The organism is Pseudomonas ceruminis (assembly GCF_021602025.1).
Taxonomy (GTDB): domain Bacteria; phylum Pseudomonadota; class Gammaproteobacteria; order Pseudomonadales; family Pseudomonadaceae; genus Aquipseudomonas; species Aquipseudomonas ceruminis.
Genome location: NZ_BQHW01000001.1, coordinates 206046 through 226994 on the forward strand (window position 1 = coordinate 206046; position 20949 = coordinate 226994).

8 protein-coding genes, 5 tRNA genes and 2 pseudogenes are annotated in these 20949 nt (G+C 63.7%); 14 read left to right on the forward strand and 1 reads right to left on the reverse strand.

The features are described 5' to 3' along the window. Positions 1-211 precede the first annotated feature (211 nt). From alaS to mgtE, 8 genes are all read left to right on the forward strand, one after another. On the forward strand, positions 212-2836 hold the full coding sequence (gene alaS / locus L6D80_RS00935) for an alanine--tRNA ligase (protein ID WP_176512482.1): 2625 nt from the start codon (positions 212-214) through the stop codon (positions 2834-2836). An 87-nt stretch (positions 2837-2923) separates the two neighbouring features. Then, positions 2924-4159 carry an aspartate kinase gene (locus L6D80_RS00940; protein WP_054903358.1) on the forward strand — a complete coding sequence of 412 codons (1236 nt, stop codon included), beginning with the start codon at positions 2924-2926 and terminating at the stop codon, positions 4157-4159. Positions 4160-4326: 167 nt separating this feature from the next. Next, positions 4327-4515 carry a carbon storage regulator CsrA gene (gene csrA / locus L6D80_RS00945; protein ID WP_003254503.1) on the forward strand — a complete coding sequence of 63 codons (189 nt, stop codon included), beginning with the start codon at positions 4327-4329 and terminating at the stop codon, positions 4513-4515. 72 nt (positions 4516-4587) lie between these two features. Then, positions 4588-4678, forward strand: a tRNA-Ser gene (locus L6D80_RS00950). Positions 4679-4784: 106 nt separating this feature from the next. Next, a tRNA-Arg gene (locus L6D80_RS00955) sits at positions 4785-4861 on the forward strand. Positions 4862-4932: 71 nt separating this feature from the next. Next, a tRNA-Arg gene (locus L6D80_RS00960) sits at positions 4933-5009 on the forward strand. Between the two features lie 71 nt (positions 5010-5080). Next, positions 5081-5157: transfer RNA gene (locus L6D80_RS00965), tRNA-Arg, on the forward strand. 378 nt (positions 5158-5535) lie between these two features. Next, a complete protein-coding gene (gene mgtE / locus L6D80_RS00970; RefSeq protein ID WP_176512483.1) occupies positions 5536-6978 on the forward strand; it encodes a magnesium transporter in 1443 nt (480 codons plus the stop codon). A gap of 99 nt (positions 6979-7077) precedes the next feature. Here mgtE and L6D80_RS00975 read toward each other — a convergent pair whose 3' ends face one another. Next, positions 7078-7404 carry an Arc family DNA-binding protein gene (locus L6D80_RS00975; RefSeq protein WP_003254499.1) on the reverse strand — a complete coding sequence of 109 codons (327 nt, stop codon included), beginning with the start codon at positions 7402-7404 and terminating at the stop codon, positions 7078-7080. A gap of 344 nt (positions 7405-7748) precedes the next feature. On the opposite strand from L6D80_RS00975, the gene phnN reads away from it, so the two are divergent. The 6 genes and pseudogenes from phnN to L6D80_RS01000 form a co-directional block, all read left to right on the forward strand. Further along, entirely contained in the window at positions 7749-8345 is a 597-nt protein-coding gene (gene phnN, locus L6D80_RS00980) for a phosphonate metabolism protein/1,5-bisphosphokinase (PRPP-forming) PhnN (protein ID WP_176512484.1), read from the forward strand. 104 nt (positions 8346-8449) lie between these two features. After that, a tRNA-Arg gene (locus tag L6D80_RS00985) sits at positions 8450-8524 on the forward strand. Positions 8525-8806: 282 nt separating this feature from the next. Continuing rightward, positions 8807-9784, forward strand: coding sequence for a TauD/TfdA family dioxygenase (locus tag L6D80_RS00990; protein ID WP_054903361.1), 978 nt, complete (start codon positions 8807-8809; stop codon positions 9782-9784). A gap of 175 nt (positions 9785-9959) precedes the next feature. Beyond that, entirely contained in the window at positions 9960-13364 is a 3405-nt protein-coding gene (locus tag L6D80_RS00995) for a non-ribosomal peptide synthetase (protein WP_176512485.1), read from the forward strand. Between the two features lie 83 nt (positions 13365-13447). Further along, positions 13448-14785 (forward strand): annotated as a pseudogene (locus L6D80_RS30485) (condensation domain-containing protein); the annotation flags it as partial. A gap of 66 nt (positions 14786-14851) precedes the next feature. Next, positions 14852-20917 (forward strand): annotated as a pseudogene (locus tag L6D80_RS01000) (amino acid adenylation domain-containing protein); the annotation flags it as partial. Positions 20918-20949 lie beyond the last annotated feature (32 nt).

Consider the following 20949-nt stretch of genomic DNA (forward strand, 5'->3'; position numbering starts at 1 on the left):
TGGGCGGTAATTGGCTTGCCAGTGGCGAAAGGCTGCATTTAGCATCAAGGCATGTCATTTTCGTTTGCACCTGCCTGAAAAGCCGTCCAAACGACGCCTTCTATCGCATAAACACACTGCACCGAGTCTGCAGGACCGATATAATGCGGCCCTTTGCCGTCGTTTCGTCGACGCGTTTGCCCCAAGGGCCGCCGTTTCCGTGGAAGAACCTATGAAAAGCGCAGAAATCCGTGAAGCCTTCCTCCGCTTCTTCGAGGAGCAGGGACACACCCGAGTCGCCTCCAGCTCCCTGATTCCGGGCAATGACCCGACCCTGCTGTTTACCAACGCCGGCATGAACCAGTTCAAGGACTGCTTCCTCGGCCAGGAAAAGCGCGCCTATACCCGTGCCGTCAGCAGCCAGAAGTGCGTTCGCGCCGGCGGCAAGCACAACGACCTGGAAAACGTCGGCTATACCGCGCGCCACCACACCTTCTTCGAAATGCTGGGCAACTTCAGCTTCGGCGATTATTTCAAGCGTGACGCGATCACCTTTGCCTGGACCTTCCTGACTTCCGACAAGTGGCTGAACCTGCCCAAGGAAAAGCTCTGGGTTACCGTCTACGCCAGCGACGATGAAGCCTACGACATCTGGACCAAGGAAGTCGGCGTGCCTGCCGAGCGCATGGTGCGCATTGGTGACAACAAAGGCGCTCCGTACGCGTCCGACAACTTCTGGACCATGGGCGACACCGGCCCCTGCGGCCCCTGCACCGAGATCTTCTATGACCACGGCGCCGACATCTGGGGCGGCCCACCCGGCTCGCCGGAAGAAGACGGTGACCGTTACATCGAGATCTGGAACAACGTCTTCATGCAGTTCAACCGCACCGCTGACGGTGTCCTGCACCCGCTGCCAGCCCCGTCGGTGGACACCGGCATGGGCCTTGAGCGCATCAGTGCGGTCATGCAGCACGTGCATTCGAACTACGAGATCGACCTGTTCCAGAACCTGCTGGCCGCTGCCGCCAAGGCCATCGGCTGCAGCAACGACGGCCAGGCATCGCTCAAAGTGGTCGCTGACCACATCCGTTCCTGTGGCTTCCTGATTGCCGATGGCGTGCTGCCGTCCAACGAAGGCCGCGGCTACGTATTGCGCCGCATCATTCGTCGTGCCTGCCGCCACGGCAACAAGCTGGGCGCCAAGGGCAGTTTCTTCTACCAGATCGTCGCCGCCCTGGCTGCCGAGATGGGCGAGGCGTTCCCCGAGCTCAAGAACCAGCAGGCGCACATCGAGCGCGTGCTCAAGGCAGAAGAAGAGCAGTTTGCCAAAACCCTGGAGCAGGGCCTGCGCATCCTCGAGCAGGACCTGGCTCAGCTCAAGGGCAACGTGGTGCCCGGCGACGTGGTGTTCAAGCTGTACGACACCTATGGCTTCCCGATGGACCTGACTGCCGACATCGCCCGTGAGCGCGAGCTGACCATCGACGAGGCCGGTTTCGAACGCGAGATGGACGCCCAGCGTGAGCGTGCTCGTTCCGCCAGCGCCTTCGGCATGGACTACAACAGCCTGGTCAAGGTCGACACCGCCACTGACTTCGTCGGTTACAACGCCACCGAGGGCCAGGGCAAGGTCATCGCCCTGTACAAGGACGGCCAGTCTGTCGACCAACTGGGTGAAGGCGAGGAGGGCGTGGTAGTGCTCGATCGCACACCGTTCTACGCTGAGTCCGGTGGCCAGGTTGGTGATACCGGTTACCTGCAGGCCGGTGCGACGCGCTTTGACGTGCGCGACACCACCAAAACCGGGGGCGCCTTCCTGCACCACGGTGTGGTCGCCAGCGGTGCGCTGGTCATCGGTTCGCCCGTCGAGGCCAAGGTCGATGCCGACGTGCAGCACGCCACCTCGTTGAACCACTCTGCCACCCACCTGCTGCACGAAGCCTTGCGCCAGGTGCTGGGCGATCACGTGCAACAGAAGGGCTCGCTGGTCGACAGCCAGCGCCTGCGCTTTGACTTCAGCCACTTCGAGGCGCTCAAGCCAGAGCAGATCAAGGCCCTGGAAGACATCGTCAACCGCGAGGTGCGCAAGAACACGCCGGTGGAAACCGAAATCACCGATATCGAAACCGCCAAGCGCAAGGGCGCGATGGCCCTGTTCGGCGAGAAGTACGGCGATACCGTGCGCGTGCTGAGCATGGGTGGCGATTTCTCCGTCGAACTGTGCGGTGGTATTCACGCCAAGCGCACCGGCGATATCAGCCTGTTCAAGATCATCAGCGAAGGCGGCGTGGCCTCGGGCGTGCGCCGTATCGAAGCGGTCACCGGCGCTGCCGCGCTGGCCTACCTGAACGCTGCCGAAGAGCAGGTCAAGGAAGTCGCGCAGCTGGTCAAGGGCAACCGTGACAACCTGATCGACAAGCTGTCGGCTGTGCTCGAGCGCAACCGTCAGCTGGAAAAGCAGCTGGAACAGCTGCAGGCCAAGGCCGCCAGCGCCGCCGGGGATGATCTCTCCAACGCGGCTGTTGAGGTCAAGGGTGCCAAGGTCCTCGCCGCCCGCCTGGATGGGCAGGATGGCAAGGCCCTGCTGGCCCTGGTCGATCAGTTGAAGAACAAGCTCGGCCACGCAGTGATCCTGCTGGGCAGCGAGCATGAGGGCAAGGTCGTGCTGGTGGCGGGCGTGACCAAGGACCTCTCCAGCCAACTCAAGGCTGGCGACCTGATGAAACAAGCCGCTGCGGCAGTGGGCGGCAAGGGCGGCGGTCGTCCGGACATGGCTCAGGGTGGCGGCGTCGACGTTGCTGCGCTGGACCAGGCCCTGGCGCTGGCCGTGCCGTTCGCAGAGCAGGGACTTTGAGATGAAGGGGGCTGACGGTCTAGTCATCAGCCCCCTGCATGTTGGATGGTTTTTTTGGGGCCCTGTATGGGCTGAGGCACCATTGAAATGGCGTTGATCGTACAGAAATTTGGCGGCACCTCTGTCGGTTCCATCGAGCGGATCGAGCAGGTTGCCGACAAGGTCAAGAAACACCGTGAAGCGGGCGACGACCTGGTAGTTGTGCTGTCGGCCATGAGTGGCGAAACCAATCGCCTGATCGACCTGGCCAAGCAGATTACCGACCAACCGGTACCGCGTGAGCTGGACGTGATCGTTTCCACCGGCGAGCAGGTCACCATCGCCCTGCTGGCCATGGCCCTGGTCAAGCGTGGTGTGCCGGCGGTGTCCTACACCGGCAACCAGGTGCGTATCCTTACCGACAGCTCGCACAACAAGGCGCGCATCCTGCAGATTGACGACCAGAAGATCCGCGCTGACCTGAAGGCCGGGCGTGTGGTGGTGGTTGCGGGCTTCCAGGGTGTCGATGAGCACGGCAACATCACGACCCTCGGCCGGGGTGGCTCCGACACCACCGGCGTGGCCCTGGCGGCCGCGCTCAAGGCTGACGAGTGCCAGATCTACACCGATGTCGATGGCGTCTACACCACCGACCCTCGTGTCGTGCCGCAAGCGCGTCGCCTGGAGAAGATCACCTTCGAAGAGATGCTGGAAATGGCCAGCCTCGGCTCCAAGGTGCTGCAGATCCGCTCGGTGGAGTTCGCCGGCAAGTACAACGTTCCGCTGCGCGTGCTGCACAGCTTCAAGGAGGGTCCGGGTACCCTCATTACCATTGATGAAGAGGAATCCATGGAACAGCCGATCATTTCCGGTATCGCCTTCAACCGTGATGAAGCCAAGCTGACCATTCGTGGCGTGCCCGATACCCCAGGCGTTGCCTTCAAGATCCTCGGCCCGATCAGCGCCTCGAACATCGAAGTGGACATGATCGTGCAGAACGTCTCGCACGATAACACCACTGACTTCACCTTCACTGTGCACCGCAACGAGTACGAGAAGGCGCACAGCGTGCTGGAAAACACGGCGCGTGAAATCGGTGCCCGTGAAGTGAGCGGCGACACCAAGATCGCCAAGGTGTCGATCGTCGGCGTTGGCATGCGTTCCCACGCGGGCGTTGCCAGCCGCATGTTCGAAGCCCTGGCCAAGGAGAGCATCAACATTCAGATGATCTCCACTTCCGAGATCAAGGTTTCCGTGGTGATCGAAGAGAAGTACCTGGAGCTGGCCGTGCGCGCACTGCACACTGCGTTCGAGCTTGATGCCCCTGCCCGACAGGGCGAGTAAGGCGTTGCCTGGAGGGGCGCGGCATAGCCGCGCCCTTCGCGTTTCTGATCGGCACGCAGGCCCTGTCCTGTCGGCGTGACGTTCACCCTGGCCCTGAGTCGTAGTCCATGACCAGGCGCTGCTATTCCCAGACTGTTATCCCTGAATGTTTGCGTGAGGAGAAAGCTATGTTGATTCTGACTCGTCGGTGTGCCGAGAGCCTGATCATTGGAGACGGCGAGATCACCGTGACGGTGCTTGGCGTCAAAGGCAACCAGGTGCGTATTGGCGTCAGCGCACCCAAGGAAGTGGCTGTTCACCGCGAGGAAATCTACCTGCGGATCAAGAAAGAGAAGGACGAGGAGCCAAGCCTTTAATTTTTTTGAAGTTTTTTTCAAAAAAAGGTTTGCAAACGGGGAAGGCTCTGGTTAATATACGCCCCGTGTTGCGGTGAGGTGGCCGAGTGGCCGAAGGCGCTCCCCTGCTAAGGGAGTATACCTCATAAGGGTATCGGGGGTTCGAATCCCCCCTTCACCGCCATTATTCGCTTAGGGCGCTGTAATCGGTAGGAACGCTAAGTCGTTGAAATTAAACGAAAAAGTTCTTGCTAAAATGATTTAGCGACCTATAATGCGCGGCAAGACACGGACTCATAGCTCAGCTGGATAGAGTACTCGGCTACGAACCGAGCGGTCGGAGGTTCGAATCCTCCTGAGTCCGCCACTTTTGAAGTGGCCCTGTTTACAAGGCGGCTTCAATCAACCAGTGGTAACCTGGTCTAAAACTACCATCACGGACTCATAGCTCAGCTGGATAGAGTACTCGGCTACGAACCGAGCGGTCGGAGGTTCGAATCCTCCTGAGTCCGCCACTTTTGAAGTGGCTCTGCTTGCAAAGCGACTTCAGTCAACCAGTGGTAACCTGGTCTAAAACTACCACCACGGACTCATAGCTCAGCTGGATAGAGTACTCGGCTACGAACCGAGCGGTCGGAGGTTCGAATCCTCCTGAGTCCGCCACACATCAAGAAGCCCGCTCAATTGAGCGGGCTTTTTGCTTTTCAAGATTCACTGTTTTGTCAGTGACGCCCGGCTAGACTTCAATTTGATCGCGCCAGCATGATTTTGCGCGGCCGATGTGTTTTTTCGTTTACAAACGCCGTCGCACTGATGGCTTCGAGCATTGTCATAGCTTTGGCTCGCAAACGATTGTTATGGCCAAAAATTTAAGCGATCTGACAGCTTAGGCAGTGTATGATTGCGCCCGTCAGCCCCGCCGGGGCTTGTGGAATACCACCATGGACTTACCCAGTAGTTACTCACTAATACGTTTCATACAGCTAGATCTGACCGATTGATTCCCCCGGCGTGCTCCGCTGCTGGGAGTGGAGTTCGCCTATGACTGAAGTAGAAGTAAAGAAAGCGCAAGAAAGCCTGCAAGATCGCCTGGCCCAGGTGGTCGAACTGCTGCAGCGTCAACGTGTGGTTGAAGACCTGACCCATCGTCAGGAAGGGCACCATCACGACCGGGTGGAAAACCTCGTCCACCGTCAGAATCTGGTCGAGCTGCAACGCAAGCTCGACGATCTGCACCCTGCCGACATCGCCTACATCCTTGAAGCCTTGCCCCTGGAAGACCGTCTGACGGTCTGGCAGTTGGTGCGCTCGGACCGTGATGGCGACATCCTTCTCGAAGTTTCCGACGCCGTCCGCCAATCGTTGATCGCCGACATGGACGATCACGAGATCCTCGCCGCGGCCAAGGAAATGGACGCCGACGAACTCGCTGACCTGGCGCCTGAGCTGCCGCGTGATGTCGTCCATGAGCTGATGGAAAGCCTCGATGCCCAGCAGCGTGAGCGTGTGCGCTCGGCGTTGAGCTACGACGAGGAGCAGGTCGGTGCGCTGATGGACTTCGAGATGGTCACCATTCGCGAAGATGTCAGCCTTGAAGTGGTGCTGCGCTACCTGCGCCGCCTGAAAGAATTGCCCAACCACACCGACAAGCTGTTCGTGGTGGACTACGACGGCATCCTCAAAGGTGTGCTGCCGATCAAGCGCCTGCTGGTCAACGACCCGGAAAAGAAGGTAGCGGAGGTCATGGCGAACGATCCGGTCTCCTTCCACCCCGATGAGGATGCCTACGACGCGGCTCAAGCCTTCGAGCGTTATGACCTGGTCTCGGCGCCGGTGGTAGACAAGAGCGATCGCCTGATCGGCCGTCTGACCATCGATGAAATGGTCGACCTGATCCGTGAGGAAAGTGAAAGCGAAGTCCTCAACATGGCGGGTCTGCGTGAAGAGGAAGATATCTTCGCATCGGTCTGGCGTTCGTTGCGCAACCGTTGGGCCTGGCTTGCCATCAACCTGATTACGGCGTTTGTGGCCTCGCGGGTGATCGGCCTGTTCGAAGGTTCGATCGAGAAACTGGTGGCACTGGCGGCGCTGATGCCGATCGTGGCGGGTATTGGCGGCAACTCCGGCAACCAGACGATCACCATGATTGTCCGTGCCATGGCGCTGGATCAGGTATCGCCGGGCAATACCAGCCGGCTGATGCGCAAGGAACTGGCGGTTTCCCTGTTGAACGGCCTGATCTGGGGCGGGGTGATCGGCGCGGTGGCGTTCTGGCTGTACGGTAGCTGGTCGTTGGGCCTGGTCATGACCGCAGCGATGACCTTGAACCTGTTGTTGGCGGCGCTTATGGGCGTGTTGATCCCGATGACACTGACGCGCCTGGGGCGCGACCCGGCGATGGGCTCGAGTGTGATGATCACGGCGGTAACCGACAGCGGCGGCTTCTTCATCTTCCTGGGGCTGGCGACGATATTCCTGCTGTAAGCCTGGTTCAGGCAGGGGCTGCGCTGCAGCCCTTGGTACCCAGGCAAGCACAACGAAAAAAGCCAGCTTTCGCTGGCTTTTTCATGCTCGCTTATCGCCTTAGGAGGCGTCGGCGGCCATTTCCACATCGTGAGCGATGAGGGCCACCAGGGCGTTCTGCTGTCGGTGGGACAGTTGGCGGAAGCGCTGAAGCAACTCACGCTCATGCAAGGACAGTTCGGGGCTGTCCAGGCGCATGCTCAGCTCGTCGCCCAACGCGCCTTCCTGGATAAGGCTCTGTTCCAGGCGTGCGATGATTTCGGAGTTCATGCTGCGGTGATGGTTGCGCGCTACCTCGGCAATGCGCTCACGCATTCCGTCTGGCAGGCGGACGACAAACTTGTCAGCGGTGCGGCTGGAATAAATAGCCTGTTTCATTGGGCGCATATAAATTGACCGGTTTTTGGTTCAGGGGAAGCGGTTCTCAAATTGGCCGCACGGGATGGTGGTACGACCGTGGCGACGACAAAATGTTCAACCGACATGAAAAATTGGTGTTCATCTTGCCTCAACGTCGCCGTTTCCTTGGCGTCAATTCTGTGACAAATAGTGAGCCGCATAAAGGCTTTTTGCCAGTACCAATTATCAGAAATGAGCACTGGTTTGAAAAGTTTTACATGCGCACGCTCGACCTACCGTCAGGCCTTTGCCGTCAAAAACCTGTAAAACGCAGCAAAGGTTACAGAAAAACCCTAAAATGCGCGGGTTTCCTTCCGTAGAGCATAGTGGCTATGCAACATGACGCAAGCGCCCGGCGCAATGCCCCTGGTCGCCTCGTATTTCTGGTAGGACCTTCCGGTTCAGGTAAAGATTCCTTGATCGATGCGGCCCGTGAGCAACTGGCCGCCGCTGGCGTCGAGGTGGCGCGTCGTACCATCACCCGTTCTGCCGAAGCCAAAGGTGAGGCGGCCCACAGCGTCTCCCCGGAGCGGTTCGCCGCCTTGCGCGGGGAGGGGGCGTTTTGCATGCACTGGCAAGCCAACGGGCTGGAGTATGGGATCCCAGCGCAGGTCGATCAGTGGCTTATGCAAGGGCGTTGCGTGCTGGTCAATGGTTCCCGGGCGTACCTGCCTGAAGCGCGCCGGCGTTATCCAGGCCTGCTGGCGATAAGCCTGCAGGTAGAGCCCGCGGTACTGCGCCAACGCTTGCTTGCCAGGGGGCGGGAAACGCCCGAGCAAATCGAACAGCGCCTGGCGCGTAATGCCACGTTCCAGCTGGAGGCGGATCAACCGGTGCACCTGCTGGACAACTCCGGGTCGCTGACGGCGGCTGTTGGTAGGTTGATCGCGTTGTTGCGCGAGCAGGGCGGCTGCGCGGTCCAGGATTGAAGCTTGAGAAAAGCCCTACGTGCAAAAAGCCCGATTGAGGCATGACAAACGGCGGCGCGCTGGTTAACATGCACGCCGTCCCGCTACGCGCGGGCGTCTATTCAGTCCCTGTAGTTTAATGGATAGAACGGGGTCCTCCTAAGACTCTGGTGCAGGTTCGATTCCTGCCGGGGACGCCATCTTCCCGAGCCCTGCTCGACGCTGATCGCTCACTCTGTCACGCCGCTTTCTTCAGCGAGGCGGCCAGCCCTGTCACGCCACCGCTAAATCCCTCTGCCTGCCCCTCGTTTTCTCTGCACAAGGCCGATAAGCGCCACGTGCGCCCGGTCGAGAGCTTGATGCAACTTTATCGAGGGTCGAAGGATGCTAGCCGCTACCAGCCTCAAGGCGAGTTTGTCGCTGTCCGTGATATATGAACAGGTACTCCATTCGCGACCACCCCGCACCGTCGGGAGGCAGCCATGAGTGCAGTACGCCAATTGTTCGCCCGGCCCTTGCTGCCAGGCGAGCGCAGCCTGCCGTTGCTGGTGCAGGCGCCCAGCCCGGGGCTGAACCTCATCGAGGCCCTTGCGCCGATTCGCGAGCTGGTGGACCACCACCTGCTCACGGCCGGCGGCCTGCTTTTCCGCGGCTTCGATGTGGGCGGGGCAGAGGCCTTCCGCACGTTCGCCGGGGGCTTCGGCCACCCGTTGCTGAACTACGAGTTCGGTTCCACCCCGCGCAGCAATGTCACCCAGGGCGTTTATACCTCCACCGAATACCCGCCACACCAGAAGATCCCCCTGCACAATGAGCAGGCTTATACCCGCGAATGGCCGATGAAGATCTGGTTCTACAGCATGATCGCCGCCGAAACCGGCGGGGAAACGCCGATTGCCGACAGCCGCGAGGTGTTCCGCCGCATCGACCCGCGCATTCACGAGCGTTTCAACCGCCACGGGCTGATGTACGTGCGCAATTTCGGCAACGGCCTGGATGTGCCGTGGGAGCAAGTATTCAACAGCGACGACCCGGCAGTCGTGCAAGCCTATTGCAAGCGCCATGCGATCAGCTGCGAGTGGAAGGACGACGGCGAGCTGCGTACCCGCCAGGTGTGCCAGGCCGTGGCCCGGCACCCGCGTACGGGTGAGGATGTCTGGTTCAACCAGGCCCACCTGTTCCACGTGTCCAACCTGCCGCCCGAAGTGCGCGAAAGCCTGTTGGAAATCGTCGATGAAGAAGACCTGCCGCGTAACGTCTACTACGGCGATGGTTCGCCCATCGAGGATTCGATCCTTGATGAGGTGCGCGGTGTGCTGGACGAATGCACCATTGCCTTCCCGTGGCAGGCGGGCGATGTGCTGATGCTCGACAACATGCTCGCCGCCCACGCACGCAGCAGCTTCACCGGCAAGCGCAAGGTGATCGTGGCCATGGCCGAAGGGCACGGCGCGGGCTGAAACCCTTGGCGTTCCGGCGGTGGCAGGCGCCGCCGGGATGCCTTGCAGTGCCTCGTGTGCCATGGAAAACACAGCGGGGCTGTTTTTCCAACGCCTCCTAAATGCAACAGCGAATCATTCGTTCAACAGGTATCGCGGAGCCCATGGCGGCTCCCATCACCGGTTCGGACGACCTATGAGCACCCTCGATCACTCCCACAAGCTGGCTCGCCGCTTCATTGAGCTGCCGCTGGAAAAGCGCCGCATCTTTTTTGCCGCCCTGCGCGACGAGCAAGTCGATTTCACCAGTTATCCCATCCCTGACTGCAGCGGTGTCCCCGGTCGCGATCACCTCTCGTATGCCCAGCAGCGCATGTGGTTTCTCTGGCAGTTGGAGCCCGACAGCGCGGCCTACAACCTGCCAGGTGCGGTACGGCTGCTGGGCAGCCTGAACCGTGCAGCGCTGGATCTTGCCTTTGCGGACCTGGTACAGCGCCACGAGTGCCTGCGTACCACGTTCGAGGAAGTCGATGGCCAGGCATTGCAGCGGGTTGGCGAGGACGTGCAGGCGCACGTCCGTCATGTCGACCTGTCCGCCCTGGACGCTGACCAGCGCCTGCAACGCACCCGCGAGGAAGTCGCCCGCGAAGCCGGCCAGCCCTTAGACCTGCAGCGCGGGCCGCTGCTGCGCGTCGCGCTGCTGAGCCTCGGCACCGACGAGCAGGTGTTGCTCCTGACCATGCATCACATCATCGCCGACGGCTGGTCGATGAACATCCTCATCGAAGAATTCATGCGCTGCCTGGACGCGCGCACGGCGGGCGCCGAGCCGCAGCTGCCGCCCCTGGCTGTGCAGTACCGGGATTATGCCCTGTGGCAACGCAGTTGGCTGGAGGCCGGCGAGCAGGCACGCCAGCTCGACTACTGGCGCGGCAAACTGGGCGAAGAGCACCTGCCGCTGGAGCTGCCCACCGACCGTCCGCGCCCGGCCCAGCCGAGCCACGCGGGCGCGCGCCTGGAGTTTGCTGTCGATGCCGGGCTGCGTGCCGACCTCAAGGCCCTGGCCCAGCGTCAGGGCGTGACGCTGTTCGTGGTCCTGCTGGCGGCCTTCAAGAGCCTGCTCTACCGCTACAGCGGTCAGGGAGACATTCGTGTGGGTGGGCTGATTGCCAATCGCAACCGGGGCGAGGTCGAAGGGCTGATCGGCTTCTTCGTCAACACCCAGGTGCTGCGCAGCCAGCTGGACGGGCGCCAGACGTTCGAGCAACTGCTGCAGGCCCTGCGGGTGACGGCCCTTGAGGCGCAGGCTCACCAGGAGTTGCCCTTCGATGCGCTGGTGGAGGCGCTGCAGCCTCACCGCAGCCAGAGCCACAATGCACTGTTCCAGGTGATGTACAACCACCAGCCACTGGTCACCGACATCCAGGGCAAGCGCCTGGGATGCGGCTTGCAACTGGCGCACCTCGAGGCCCGACAGAGCGTTGCCGGCGCCCGCAGCCACGCCGCAGCCAGCGACCTGATGCTTGAAACCCGTGAAGAAGGTGAGCGCCTGCTGGCGGCCTTCACCTACGCCACCGACCTGTTCGATGCCGCGACCGTCGAGCGTATGGCCGACCACTGGCGCAACCTGCTGCACAGCGTGGTGGTCGAGCCGCAGCGGCGCATTGGCGAGCTGCAGTTGCTGGGCGACGAACAGGCGCGTCAACTGCAGGGTTGGGCATTGCGTGCCAACGCCCCGTTGGCGCCCATCCTGGCGCACCGACGCGTTCAGGAACAGGCCGGGCGCACGCCCGAGGCAATCGCCCTGGTGCTGGCCGGTGAAGGCGCGGGCGCTTGCCTGAGTTATGCCGAACTGGAACACCGCAGCAATCGCCTGGCCCATCGCTTGGTGCAGTTGGGCGTTGGCCCAGAAGTGCTGGTCGGCGTTGCCCTGGAGCGGTCCCTGGACATGGGCGTGGCCCTGCTGGCGGTGCTCAAGGCCGGGGGCGCGTATGTGCCTCTGGACCCACAAGCACCCCATGACCGTATTGCCCAGGTCTTCGCCGACAGCGGCCTGCGCCTGCTGCTGACCCAGGCCGCGTTGCTGGAGCAACTGCCCGCAGATGACAGCATCCAGCGCCTGTGCCTGGACCAGGCAGACGCCTGGCTCGACCACCCGCCGCCCCACGCGCCGGAGGTTGACGTCCAGCCCGGTAACCTGGCCTACGTGATCTACACCTCTGGTTCCACTGGCCGGCCCAAAGGCGTTGCCATCAGCCATGGGGCGCTGGCCGAGTTCTGTGTGCTGGCCACCGACTATTCGCGCCTGACACCGGATGACCGGGTGCTGCAGTTCGCCACCTGCAGTTTCGATGGCTTTGTCGAGCAGTTCTACCCGCCGCTTTGCGTGGGGGCTCGGGTGGTGCTACGCGACAATCGGCTGTGGGACAGTGCCAGCTTCCAGCAGGCGCTGGACACCCATGGCATTACCGTGGCCGACCTGCCGGCGGCCTACTGGCACATGCTGGTGCAGGATTATGCCCGTGGCACCCCGCAGGCCTTCGCTGCGCTGCGCCAGGTACATGTCGGTGGCGAGGCCATGGCGGTGGATGGCCTTGATCTGTGGCACCGCGCCGGGCTGTCCGGGGTACGCCTGCTCAACACCTATGGCCCGACCGAGGCCACGGTGGTTTCCAGCATCCACGACTGCACTGCGCTGGCCTCCAAGGATGTCGCCTGGCGCGGTATTCCCATCGGCCAAGGCCTGGCCGGGCGCCGGTTGTACATTCTCGACGGCGAACTGCAGGCAGTACCTGCAGGCGCCATCGGCGAACTCTACATCGGCGGGCCGGGCCTGGCGCGGGGCTATCACGGCCAGCCGGCGTTGAGCGCCGAACGCTTCCTGCCCGACCCGCAGGTACCCGGCGAGCGGCTTTACCGCACCGGTGACCGAGCCCGTTTCGACGCTACTGGCGCCATCGAGTACATCGGCCGCGTCGATCATCAGGTCAAGGTGCGCGGTTTCCGCATCGAGCTGGGCGAAATCGAAATGCGCCTGCAGCAATGCCCTGGTGTGCGCGAGGCGGCGGTGCTGGCACTGGACATGGCCGGTGGCCGACAACTGGTCGGCTATGTCGTCACCGACGCCGACGGCACCCACCCTGAGGTGCAGCGCCAGGCCGTGCGCGATGCGCTGCGCGCCAGCCTGCCCGACTACATGGTGCCTTCGCACCTGGTGATGCTCGAGCACCTGCCCCTGACCCCCAGCGGCAAGCTCGACCGCAAAGCGTTGCCCGAGCCCGACCCAAGCCAGTTGCAAGCCCATTACCGCGCACCTGCCAGCGCGCTGGAGCAGCGCCTGGCCGGCATCTGGATGGAGGTGCTGCACGTACCCCGCGTCGGGCTTGACGACAGCTTCTTCGATCTGGGCGGGCACTCGCTGCTGGCCGCCCAGGTCATCGCCCGGATCAAGTCCGAGCTCGGTATCGCGCTCCCCATGCGCAGCCTTTTCGAGCGCCCACACCTGCAGGCGCTGGCGCAGGAGTTGGAGGCCCTTGGCGGCAGCGCCGACGAAGATTGGGCCGACATGGAAGCGTTCATGAATTCACTGGAGGAGGTTTGAGCATGACCCGAAACACTACGCTGCGTATCGCCGAGAAGTTCATCGGGTTGCCGCTCGAACAACGTCGCCAGTTCCTCGCCAAGATGCGCCAGGACGGCAAGGATTTCGGCCTGCTGCCGATCCCGGTGAGCCGCCACGGCCTTGAGGCCATTCCACTGTCCTACGCCCAACAGCGCCTGCTATTCCTTTGGCAGCTTGACCCGCAGAGCGCCGCCTACAACATGGCTGCCGGTCTACGCCTGCGCGGTGACTTGGACGAAGGGCGTCTGCAGCGTGCCTTCGATGGGCTGGTCGAGCGCCACGAAGCGTTGCGCACCGTGTTTCAGGTCGATGGCGAACAGCCGTTGCAACGGGTGCTGCCGGCCGAACCTCTGGCCCTGAACCACGTCGACCTGCGTGCCAGCGCCGAGCCCGAGGTCGAGCTGGCGCGCCAGGTGGAAGAGGAAGTGGGGCGCCCGTTCGACCTGCTGCAGGGTCCGCTGCTGCGCGCCAGCCTGTTCCGCCTTGGCCAGGATGAACGCGTGCTGGTGGTGTGCATGCACCACATCGTTTCCGATGGCTGGTCGATGGACGTGATGGTCCGCGAGTTCGTGCAGTGCTACCAAGCCGGCGCCCAGCACTTGCCGGCGCTGCCATTGCAGTACGCCGACTACGCCATCTGGCAGCGTCGCTGGCTGGAAGCCGGGGAGGGCGAGCGCCAATTGCAGCACTGGCGCGAGCAGTTGGGTGAGGAGCACACGCTGTTGGACGTGGCGGCCGACTTTCCGCGGCCACCGGTGCAGAGCCTGCAAGGCGAGACGCTCACGTTCGATTTTGGCGTGGCCCTCTCCCAGCGCCTGCGCGACACGGCGCGCGCCCAGGGCGTGACCTTGTTCATGCTGATGTTGGCGGGCTACGCGCTGTTTCTGTCGCGCCATTCTGGCCAACGCGACATCCGCATCGGCGTGCCCAACGCCAACCGTGGGCGCGAGGAGGTCGAGGGGCTGATCGGCTTCTTCGTCAACACTCAGGTGCTGCGCTGCAATATTGACGAGCGCCTGTCGTTGCGCGAACTGCTGGCTCAGGTGCGCGAGGCCACCTTCGCCGCTCAAGCCAACCAGGAGTTGCCTTTCGAACAACTGGTAGAAGTGCTCGCCCCTGAGCGCAGCCTGGGCCACAACCCGTTGTTCCAGGCCAAGTTCAATCAGAACGTCGGTGTGCAGAAGCAGACGGCGCTGCAACTGCCGGGCCTGGCGGTCAGCGAGTACTCATTGCGCAAGGAAGGCACCCACTTCGATCTGGCACTGGACATCACCGACGATGGCAACGTGGTGCACGGTGAAATGACCTATGCCAGCGACCTGTACCGCCGGGCCACCATCGAAGGTTTCATGACCTCGCTACGCGCGCTGTTCGAGGCGTTGCTGGAGCGGCCAGACGTGCCGTTGCACGCGCTGGTCGATGCGCCTGCCCCGGTCGTCGCGCAGCGCCAAGTGCAACCGGCCCTGGTGTTGCAGCGCTGGGACGAGCAGGTACGCCGGCACCCCGAGGCCCTGGCTGCAGTGTACGCTGACAACCGCTTGAGCCATGCCGAACTGGATCGCCGCGCCAACCGCCTGGCCCACCACTTGCGCGACCGTGGTGTGACTGCCGGCACGCCGGTGGCCGTGCTGATGGAGCGCTCGCTGGACTGGCTGGTCTGCCTGCTGGGTGTGCTCAAGGCTGGCGGTGTTTATATGCCGCTGGACATCAAGGCCCCGGTCGAGCGCCTGCAAGGCATGCTGCAGCGCAGCGCCGCTGCCGTGTTGCTGTGCGATGCCGGGGAAACGCGTCAGCAGGTACTGGCCGGCACAGGTTGCACGGTGCAACCGTACCTTCCAGAACAGTGGGCCTCGCGCCCGGTCGATACGCCGCAAGGTGCCGTCTTGCCCGACGCGCCGGCGTATGTCATCCACACCTCCGGCTCCACCGGGCAACCCAAAGGGGTCGTGGTCAGCCACGGCGCCCTGGCCAGCTATGTCGACGGCCTGTTGCAGCGGCTGGACCTGGCGGCGGATGCGAGCATGGCGCTGGTCTCCACCATTGCTGCCGACCTGGGCCACACCGTGTTGTTTGGCGCCCTGTGCTCCGGGCGTGCCTTGCACGTACTGCCTGAGGCGCTGGGTTTCGATCCCGACGCGTTCGCCGCTTACATGGCCGAACAGCGCATCGGCGTGCTGAAAATCGTCCCGAGCCACCTTAACGGCCTGCTGCAGGCGGCGAACGCCGCTGATGTGCTGCCCGCCCATGCCTTGATCGTCGGCGGCGAGGCCTGCTCCACCGCGCTGTACCAGAAAGTGCGTGAGCTCAAGCCGGGCTGTCGTTTCATCAACCATTACGGCCCGAGCGAAACCACCGTCGGCGTGCTCACCCACGAGCTGCACGGCGAGCCGGGCCAAGGCATCCCGCTGGGCCAGGCGCTGCCGGGTGCCAGTGTGCGGGTGCTGGACGATGTGCTGAACCCCATCCCCGAGCGCGTCGCCGGCGAGCTGTACATCGGCGGCGCCAGCCTGGCGCAGGGCTATCTGGGCCAGGCTGCACTGACCGCAGAGCGCTTCGTGCCCGACCCCTTCGGTGAGCCTGGCGCCCGGCTGTACCGCAGTGGCGACCGCGTGCGCCGCGACAGCGAGGGGCTGTTGCACTTCCTGGGACGGGGCGACGATCAGGTCAAGATCCGTGGCTACCGTGTCGAGCCAGGGGAGGTGGCCCGCGTGCTGCGCAGCCTGGCAGGCGTGCAGGACGCCGTGGTGCTGGCAGTGCCCCAGCGCGATGACCCGGCGCCGTTGCAACTGGTGGGCTGGTGTGTGCCGGGCGATGCTGGGCTCAGCGCCCAAGCCCTGCGTGAGCAACTGCAAACACTGCTGCCGGACTACCTGGTGCCGGCGCACCTGCTGCTGCTTGAGCGTCTGCCGCTGACTGCCAACGGCAAGCTGGACCGCCGCGCCTTGCCGTCGCCGCAGGTGCAGCTCAAGCGCCATGTGGCGGCGGGCACACCTGTGGAAGAACAACTGCTAGCCATCTGGCAAGCCGTGCTCAAACGCGATGACATCGGCGTTGAAGACAACTTCTTCGAGCTGGGCGGAGACTCCATCCTCAGCCTGCAGATCATCGCCCGGGCCAAACGCCAGGGCATCAAACTGAGCCCGCGTCAGTTGTTCGAGAAACAGACCATCGCCCAGCTGGCGCAGGTCGCCAAGATCGACACCGTCAAGGCCAAACCCCGCGTCGCGTCCCAGGTCAGCGGCGCGATGCCGCTGCTGCCCGTGCAACTGCGCTTCTTTGACATGGCCTTGGCGCAGCCTGGGCACTACAACCAGGCGGTGATGCTGCAACCACGCCAGGCACTGTCGGCCAGTGTCGTCGAACAGGCGCTGGGGCTGTTGCTCTCCCAGCATGACGCGCTGCGCCTGGCCTTCAACCAGCAGGACGGTCACTGGCACGCCGAGCACCGCGAGGGGGTGCCGAGCGGCCTGCTGTGGCACCGTCAGGCAGCGGATGCCGCGCAGGTGCAGGCGGTCGCTGATCAAGCACAGCGCAGCCTTGACCTGGCCCAGGGTCCCCTGCTGCGCGCAGTGTTGTTCGACCTCGCCGAAGGCGGGCAGCGCCTGTTGTTGGTGATCCACCACCTGGTGGTCGATGGGGTGTCCTGGCGCATACTGCTGGAAGACTTGGAGCAGGCGTGCGCCGCGCTGCAGGCAGGCCGGACGCCGGTGCTGGCGGAAAAAAGCACGGCGTTCAAGGCGTGGGCCGAGCGCCTGGTTGCCTGGGCCAGCGAGCCGGCGCGCGCTGGCGAACTGGCCTACTGGCAAGCGACACTCGGTGGGCATAAGGCTGACCTGCCAGGTGCTCGCAGCGATGCTGGGCTACAGGCCCGCCACGCGCGCACCGTGCACTGCCGGCTGGATGGCGAAACCACCCGCCGCCTGCTGCAGCAGGCGCCAGCCGCGTACCGCACCCAGGTCAACGACCTGCTGCTCACTGCCCTGGCGCGAGTGCTGTGCCGCTGGACTGGGCAGCGCAGCGCGCTGGTGCAGCTTGAAGGCCATGGCCGCGAAGACCTGTTCGACGGTGTGGACCTGAGCCGCACCCTGGGCTGGTTTACCACCCTGTTCCCGGTGGCGCTGACGCCGGCCGATGACCCGGCGGGCTCGATCAAGGCGGTCAAGGAACAACTGCGCGGCGTACCCGAGCGGGGTATTGGCCATGGCGTGCTGCGTTACCTGGGCAATACCGAACAACGTGCTGCCTTGCAAGCGTTGCCTCAGGCACGGGTAACCTTCAACTACCTCGGCCAGTTCGACCAGGGTTTTGCGGACGATCGCCTGTTCGCGCCGGCCAGTGAAAGCGTGGGCGCTACCCAGTGCGACGATGCACCGCTGGGCAATTGGTTGAGCGTCAACGGCCAGGTACTGGGTGGCGAGCTGGAGTTGGGCTGGACCTTCAGCCAGGAAATGTTCGATGAGCCGGCCATCGCCGCCCTGGCTGCGGACTACGCGCAGGAACTGGCTGCGCTGGTCGAGCACTGTCTCGACAGCCAGGCAGGCGGTGCGACCCCCGCTGACTTCCCGCTGGCCGGCCTGACCCAGGCGCAGCTCGACGCGTTGCCCCTGGACCTGCGTGAGGTTGAGGATATCTACCCGCTGTCGCCCATGCAGGAAGGGCTGCTGATGCACACCCTGCTGGAGCCGGGCTCGGGTATCTACATGATGCAGTACTGCTACAGCGTCGAAAGCGAGATCGACCCTGCACGCTTCGCCCAAGCCTGGCAAGGGGTCGCTCAGCGTCACGATGCGTTGCGCACCACCTTCTCCTGGACTGTCGGTGAGCGCCTGCTGCAGATCGTGCGCCACACCGCGCAGCCTGACGTGCAACTGCACGACTGGCGTGATGTGCCAACCCGCGAGCACGAGGGCAAGTTGCGTGACATGCTGGCCGAAGAGCGGCGCCAGGGCTTTGACCTGCAAGGGGCGGTGCCCATGCGCCTGCGCCTGATCCAGCTGGGCGATCGGCGCTTCGGGTTCGTCCTGAGCAACCACCATATTCTGATCGACGCCTGGTGCCGTTCATTGCTGGTGGACGAATTCTTCGAGCTCTACGCCGCCCTGGGCGAGCAGCGCCAGGCCCGCTTGGCACCGGCTTCGCGCTATGCCGATTTCATCAGTTGGCTGAACCGCCAGGACCTGCCGGTTTCCCAACGGTTGTGGCGCGAGCAACTGGCCGGCTTCGAGCAGCCCACCGGGCTGCCGTTCGACCGACAGCCGGTGAAGGACGCCGGGCACTCGTCGATCGGTGACCTGCATACCCGCCTTGACCGGCAGCAGGGCCGTCACCTGCGGGAGCTGGCCCAGCGTCACCAGTTGACCGTCAACACCTTCGTCCAGGCCGCCTGGGCGCTGGTGCTGCACCGCTACAGCGGTGCACGTGACGTGGTCTATGGGGTGACAGTGGCGGGGCGGCCGGTGGACATGCCGGACATGCAGCGCACCGTAGGCCTGTTCATCAACAGCATTGCGCTGCGTGTCCGCCTGCCAGGCATTGACAGCGACACAACGGTACGCAGCTGGCTGCAAGCGCTGTTCGCGCTCAACCTGCGCCTGCGCGAGCACGAGCACCTGCCCTTGGTGGAGATTCAGGCCTGCAGCGAAATCGGCAAAGGCCAGTCGCTGTTCGACAGCCTCTTCGTGTTCGAGAACGCGCCGATCGAGGACGGTGTGATGAACCAGGTGCAAAACCTGAACATCAGTTCCGACTCTGGGCGCACCCACACCAACTACCCGATGACCGTGGTCATCTACCCGGGTGATGAGCTGGGCCTGCACCTGTCGTACGATCGGCGCTGGTTCGACGAAGCCACCGTGAGTCAGCTGCTGGCCGACTTCAAGCGCCTGCTGCTGGCGCTGGGGTCGCAATTCGAAGCCCGTTTCGATGCCTTGCCGCTGCTGGGCACGCCAGAGCGCGAACACCTGCTCGAGGCTTGCAACCGCTCGCAACGCAGCTACCCGCTGCACGATGGCTACCCACGCCTGTTCGAAGCCCAGGCGGCGCAGCATCCTCAGCGTATCGCCGCCAGTTGCCAGGGGCAGCATTGGTCCTATCAGCAACTCGACTCGCTGGGTAACGGCATGGCCAACGCGCTGCTGGCGGCGGGCGTGCAGCCCGACCAGTGCGTGGCCCTGCTCGCCGAGCGGAGCTTGCCGCTGCTGGGCATGATCCTGGGTACCCTCAAGGCGGGCGCCGGCTATTTGCCGCTGGATCCGCACCTGCCGGCCCAGCGGCTGCGTCACATCCTTACCCTCAGCCGGGCACCGGTGCTGGTTTGCAGCGAGGCGTGCCTGCCGGCGTTGACGCCGCTGCTGGCTGAGGTGGACGAGGCGGCGCGCCCGCGCCTGCTGGTGTGGGAGCACCTGCAACAGGGCCACGCCGTTGTCGCGCCGTGCCTGCCAATCGGCCCGCACCACCTGGCCTATGTGATCTACACCTCCGGCTCAACCGGTGCGCCCAAAGGGGTGATGGTGGAGCAGGCGGGCATGCTCAACAACCAACTGAGCAAATTGCCCTACCTGGCGTTGGGCATGGACGACGTGATTGCCCAGACCGCCTCCCAGAGCTTCGATATCTCCGTGTGGCAATTCCTCACTGCCGGCTTGTGTGGCGCGCGGGTGGAGATCGTCCCGGACCTCATTGCCCATGACCCCGAGGCATTGTTGCGGCACGTCAATTCAGCGGGGATCACGGTGCTGGAGAGCGTGCCTTCGCTGATTCAGGGCATGCTCGATGCCGAGCTGATCGCCCTGCCGGGCCTGCGCTGGATGCTGACCACCGGTGAGGCGATGCCGCCCGAGTTGGCGCGGCGCTGGCTGCAGCGTTACCCGCAGATTCCCTTGATCAACGCCTATGGGCCGGCCGAGTGCTCCGACGATGTGTCACTGACCCGCGTCGGCGAGGCGGACACTGGCAACACGTACCTGCCGATCGGCTTGCCTACCGACAATAACCAGCTGCATGTGCTGGACGGCCAGCTGGACCTGGTCTGCACACGGGCGGTGGGTGAGCTGTGCATCAGCGGCACCGGCGTCGGCCGGGGCTACGTCGGCGATCCGGTGCGCACCGCGTTGAGCTTTGTCCCCGACCCCTACGCCCGCGTGCCAGGCCAGCGTCTGTACCGCTCCGGCGACTTGGTGCGGCGGCGCCTGGATGGGGTGCTGGAGTACGTCGGCCGCGCCGACCACCAGGTGAAGATCCGCGGATTCCGCATTGAGCTGGGTGAGATCGAGGCGCGCATCCGCGAACAGGAAGGGGTTCGCGATATCGCCGTGCTTGCCCAGGACCTGGCCGTTGGCCGCCACCTGGTGGCCTACCTGGTCGCCGACGCTGCATCGTGGGGCCTACGGGGCGACAGCGAGGACGACCAGCGCACCCTGCGTGAAGCGCTCAAGGCCGCGCTGCGCCGGCAGTTGCCGGACTACATGGTGCCACTGCACTGGGTGCTGCTGCCGAGCATGCCGCTCAACGCCAACGGCAAGCTCGACCGCAAAGCCTTGGCCCAACTCGACACCCGCCAGTTGCT

What these genes read in the sequence shown, in the direction of transcription:
- csrA (WP_003254503.1), top strand. Translation starts at nt 4,327, where the DNA reads ATGTTGATTCTGACTCGTCGGTGTGCCGAGAGCCTGATCATTGGAGAC.
- L6D80_RS00995 (WP_176512485.1), top strand. Translation starts at nt 9,960, where the DNA reads ATGAGCACCCTCGATCACTCCCACAAGCTGGCTCGCCGCTTCATTGAG.
- mgtE (WP_176512483.1), top strand. Translation starts at nt 5,536, where the DNA reads ATGACTGAAGTAGAAGTAAAGAAAGCGCAAGAAAGCCTGCAAGATCGC.
- L6D80_RS00975 (WP_003254499.1), bottom strand. Translation starts at nt 7,404, where the DNA reads ATGCGCCCAATGAAACAGGCTATTTATTCCAGCCGCACCGCTGACAAG.
- L6D80_RS00990 (WP_054903361.1), top strand. Translation starts at nt 8,807, where the DNA reads ATGAGTGCAGTACGCCAATTGTTCGCCCGGCCCTTGCTGCCAGGCGAG.
- L6D80_RS00940 (WP_054903358.1), top strand. Translation starts at nt 2,924, where the DNA reads ATGGCGTTGATCGTACAGAAATTTGGCGGCACCTCTGTCGGTTCCATC.
- alaS (WP_176512482.1), top strand. Translation starts at nt 212, where the DNA reads ATGAAAAGCGCAGAAATCCGTGAAGCCTTCCTCCGCTTCTTCGAGGAG.
- phnN (WP_176512484.1), top strand. Translation starts at nt 7,749, where the DNA reads ATGCAACATGACGCAAGCGCCCGGCGCAATGCCCCTGGTCGCCTCGTA.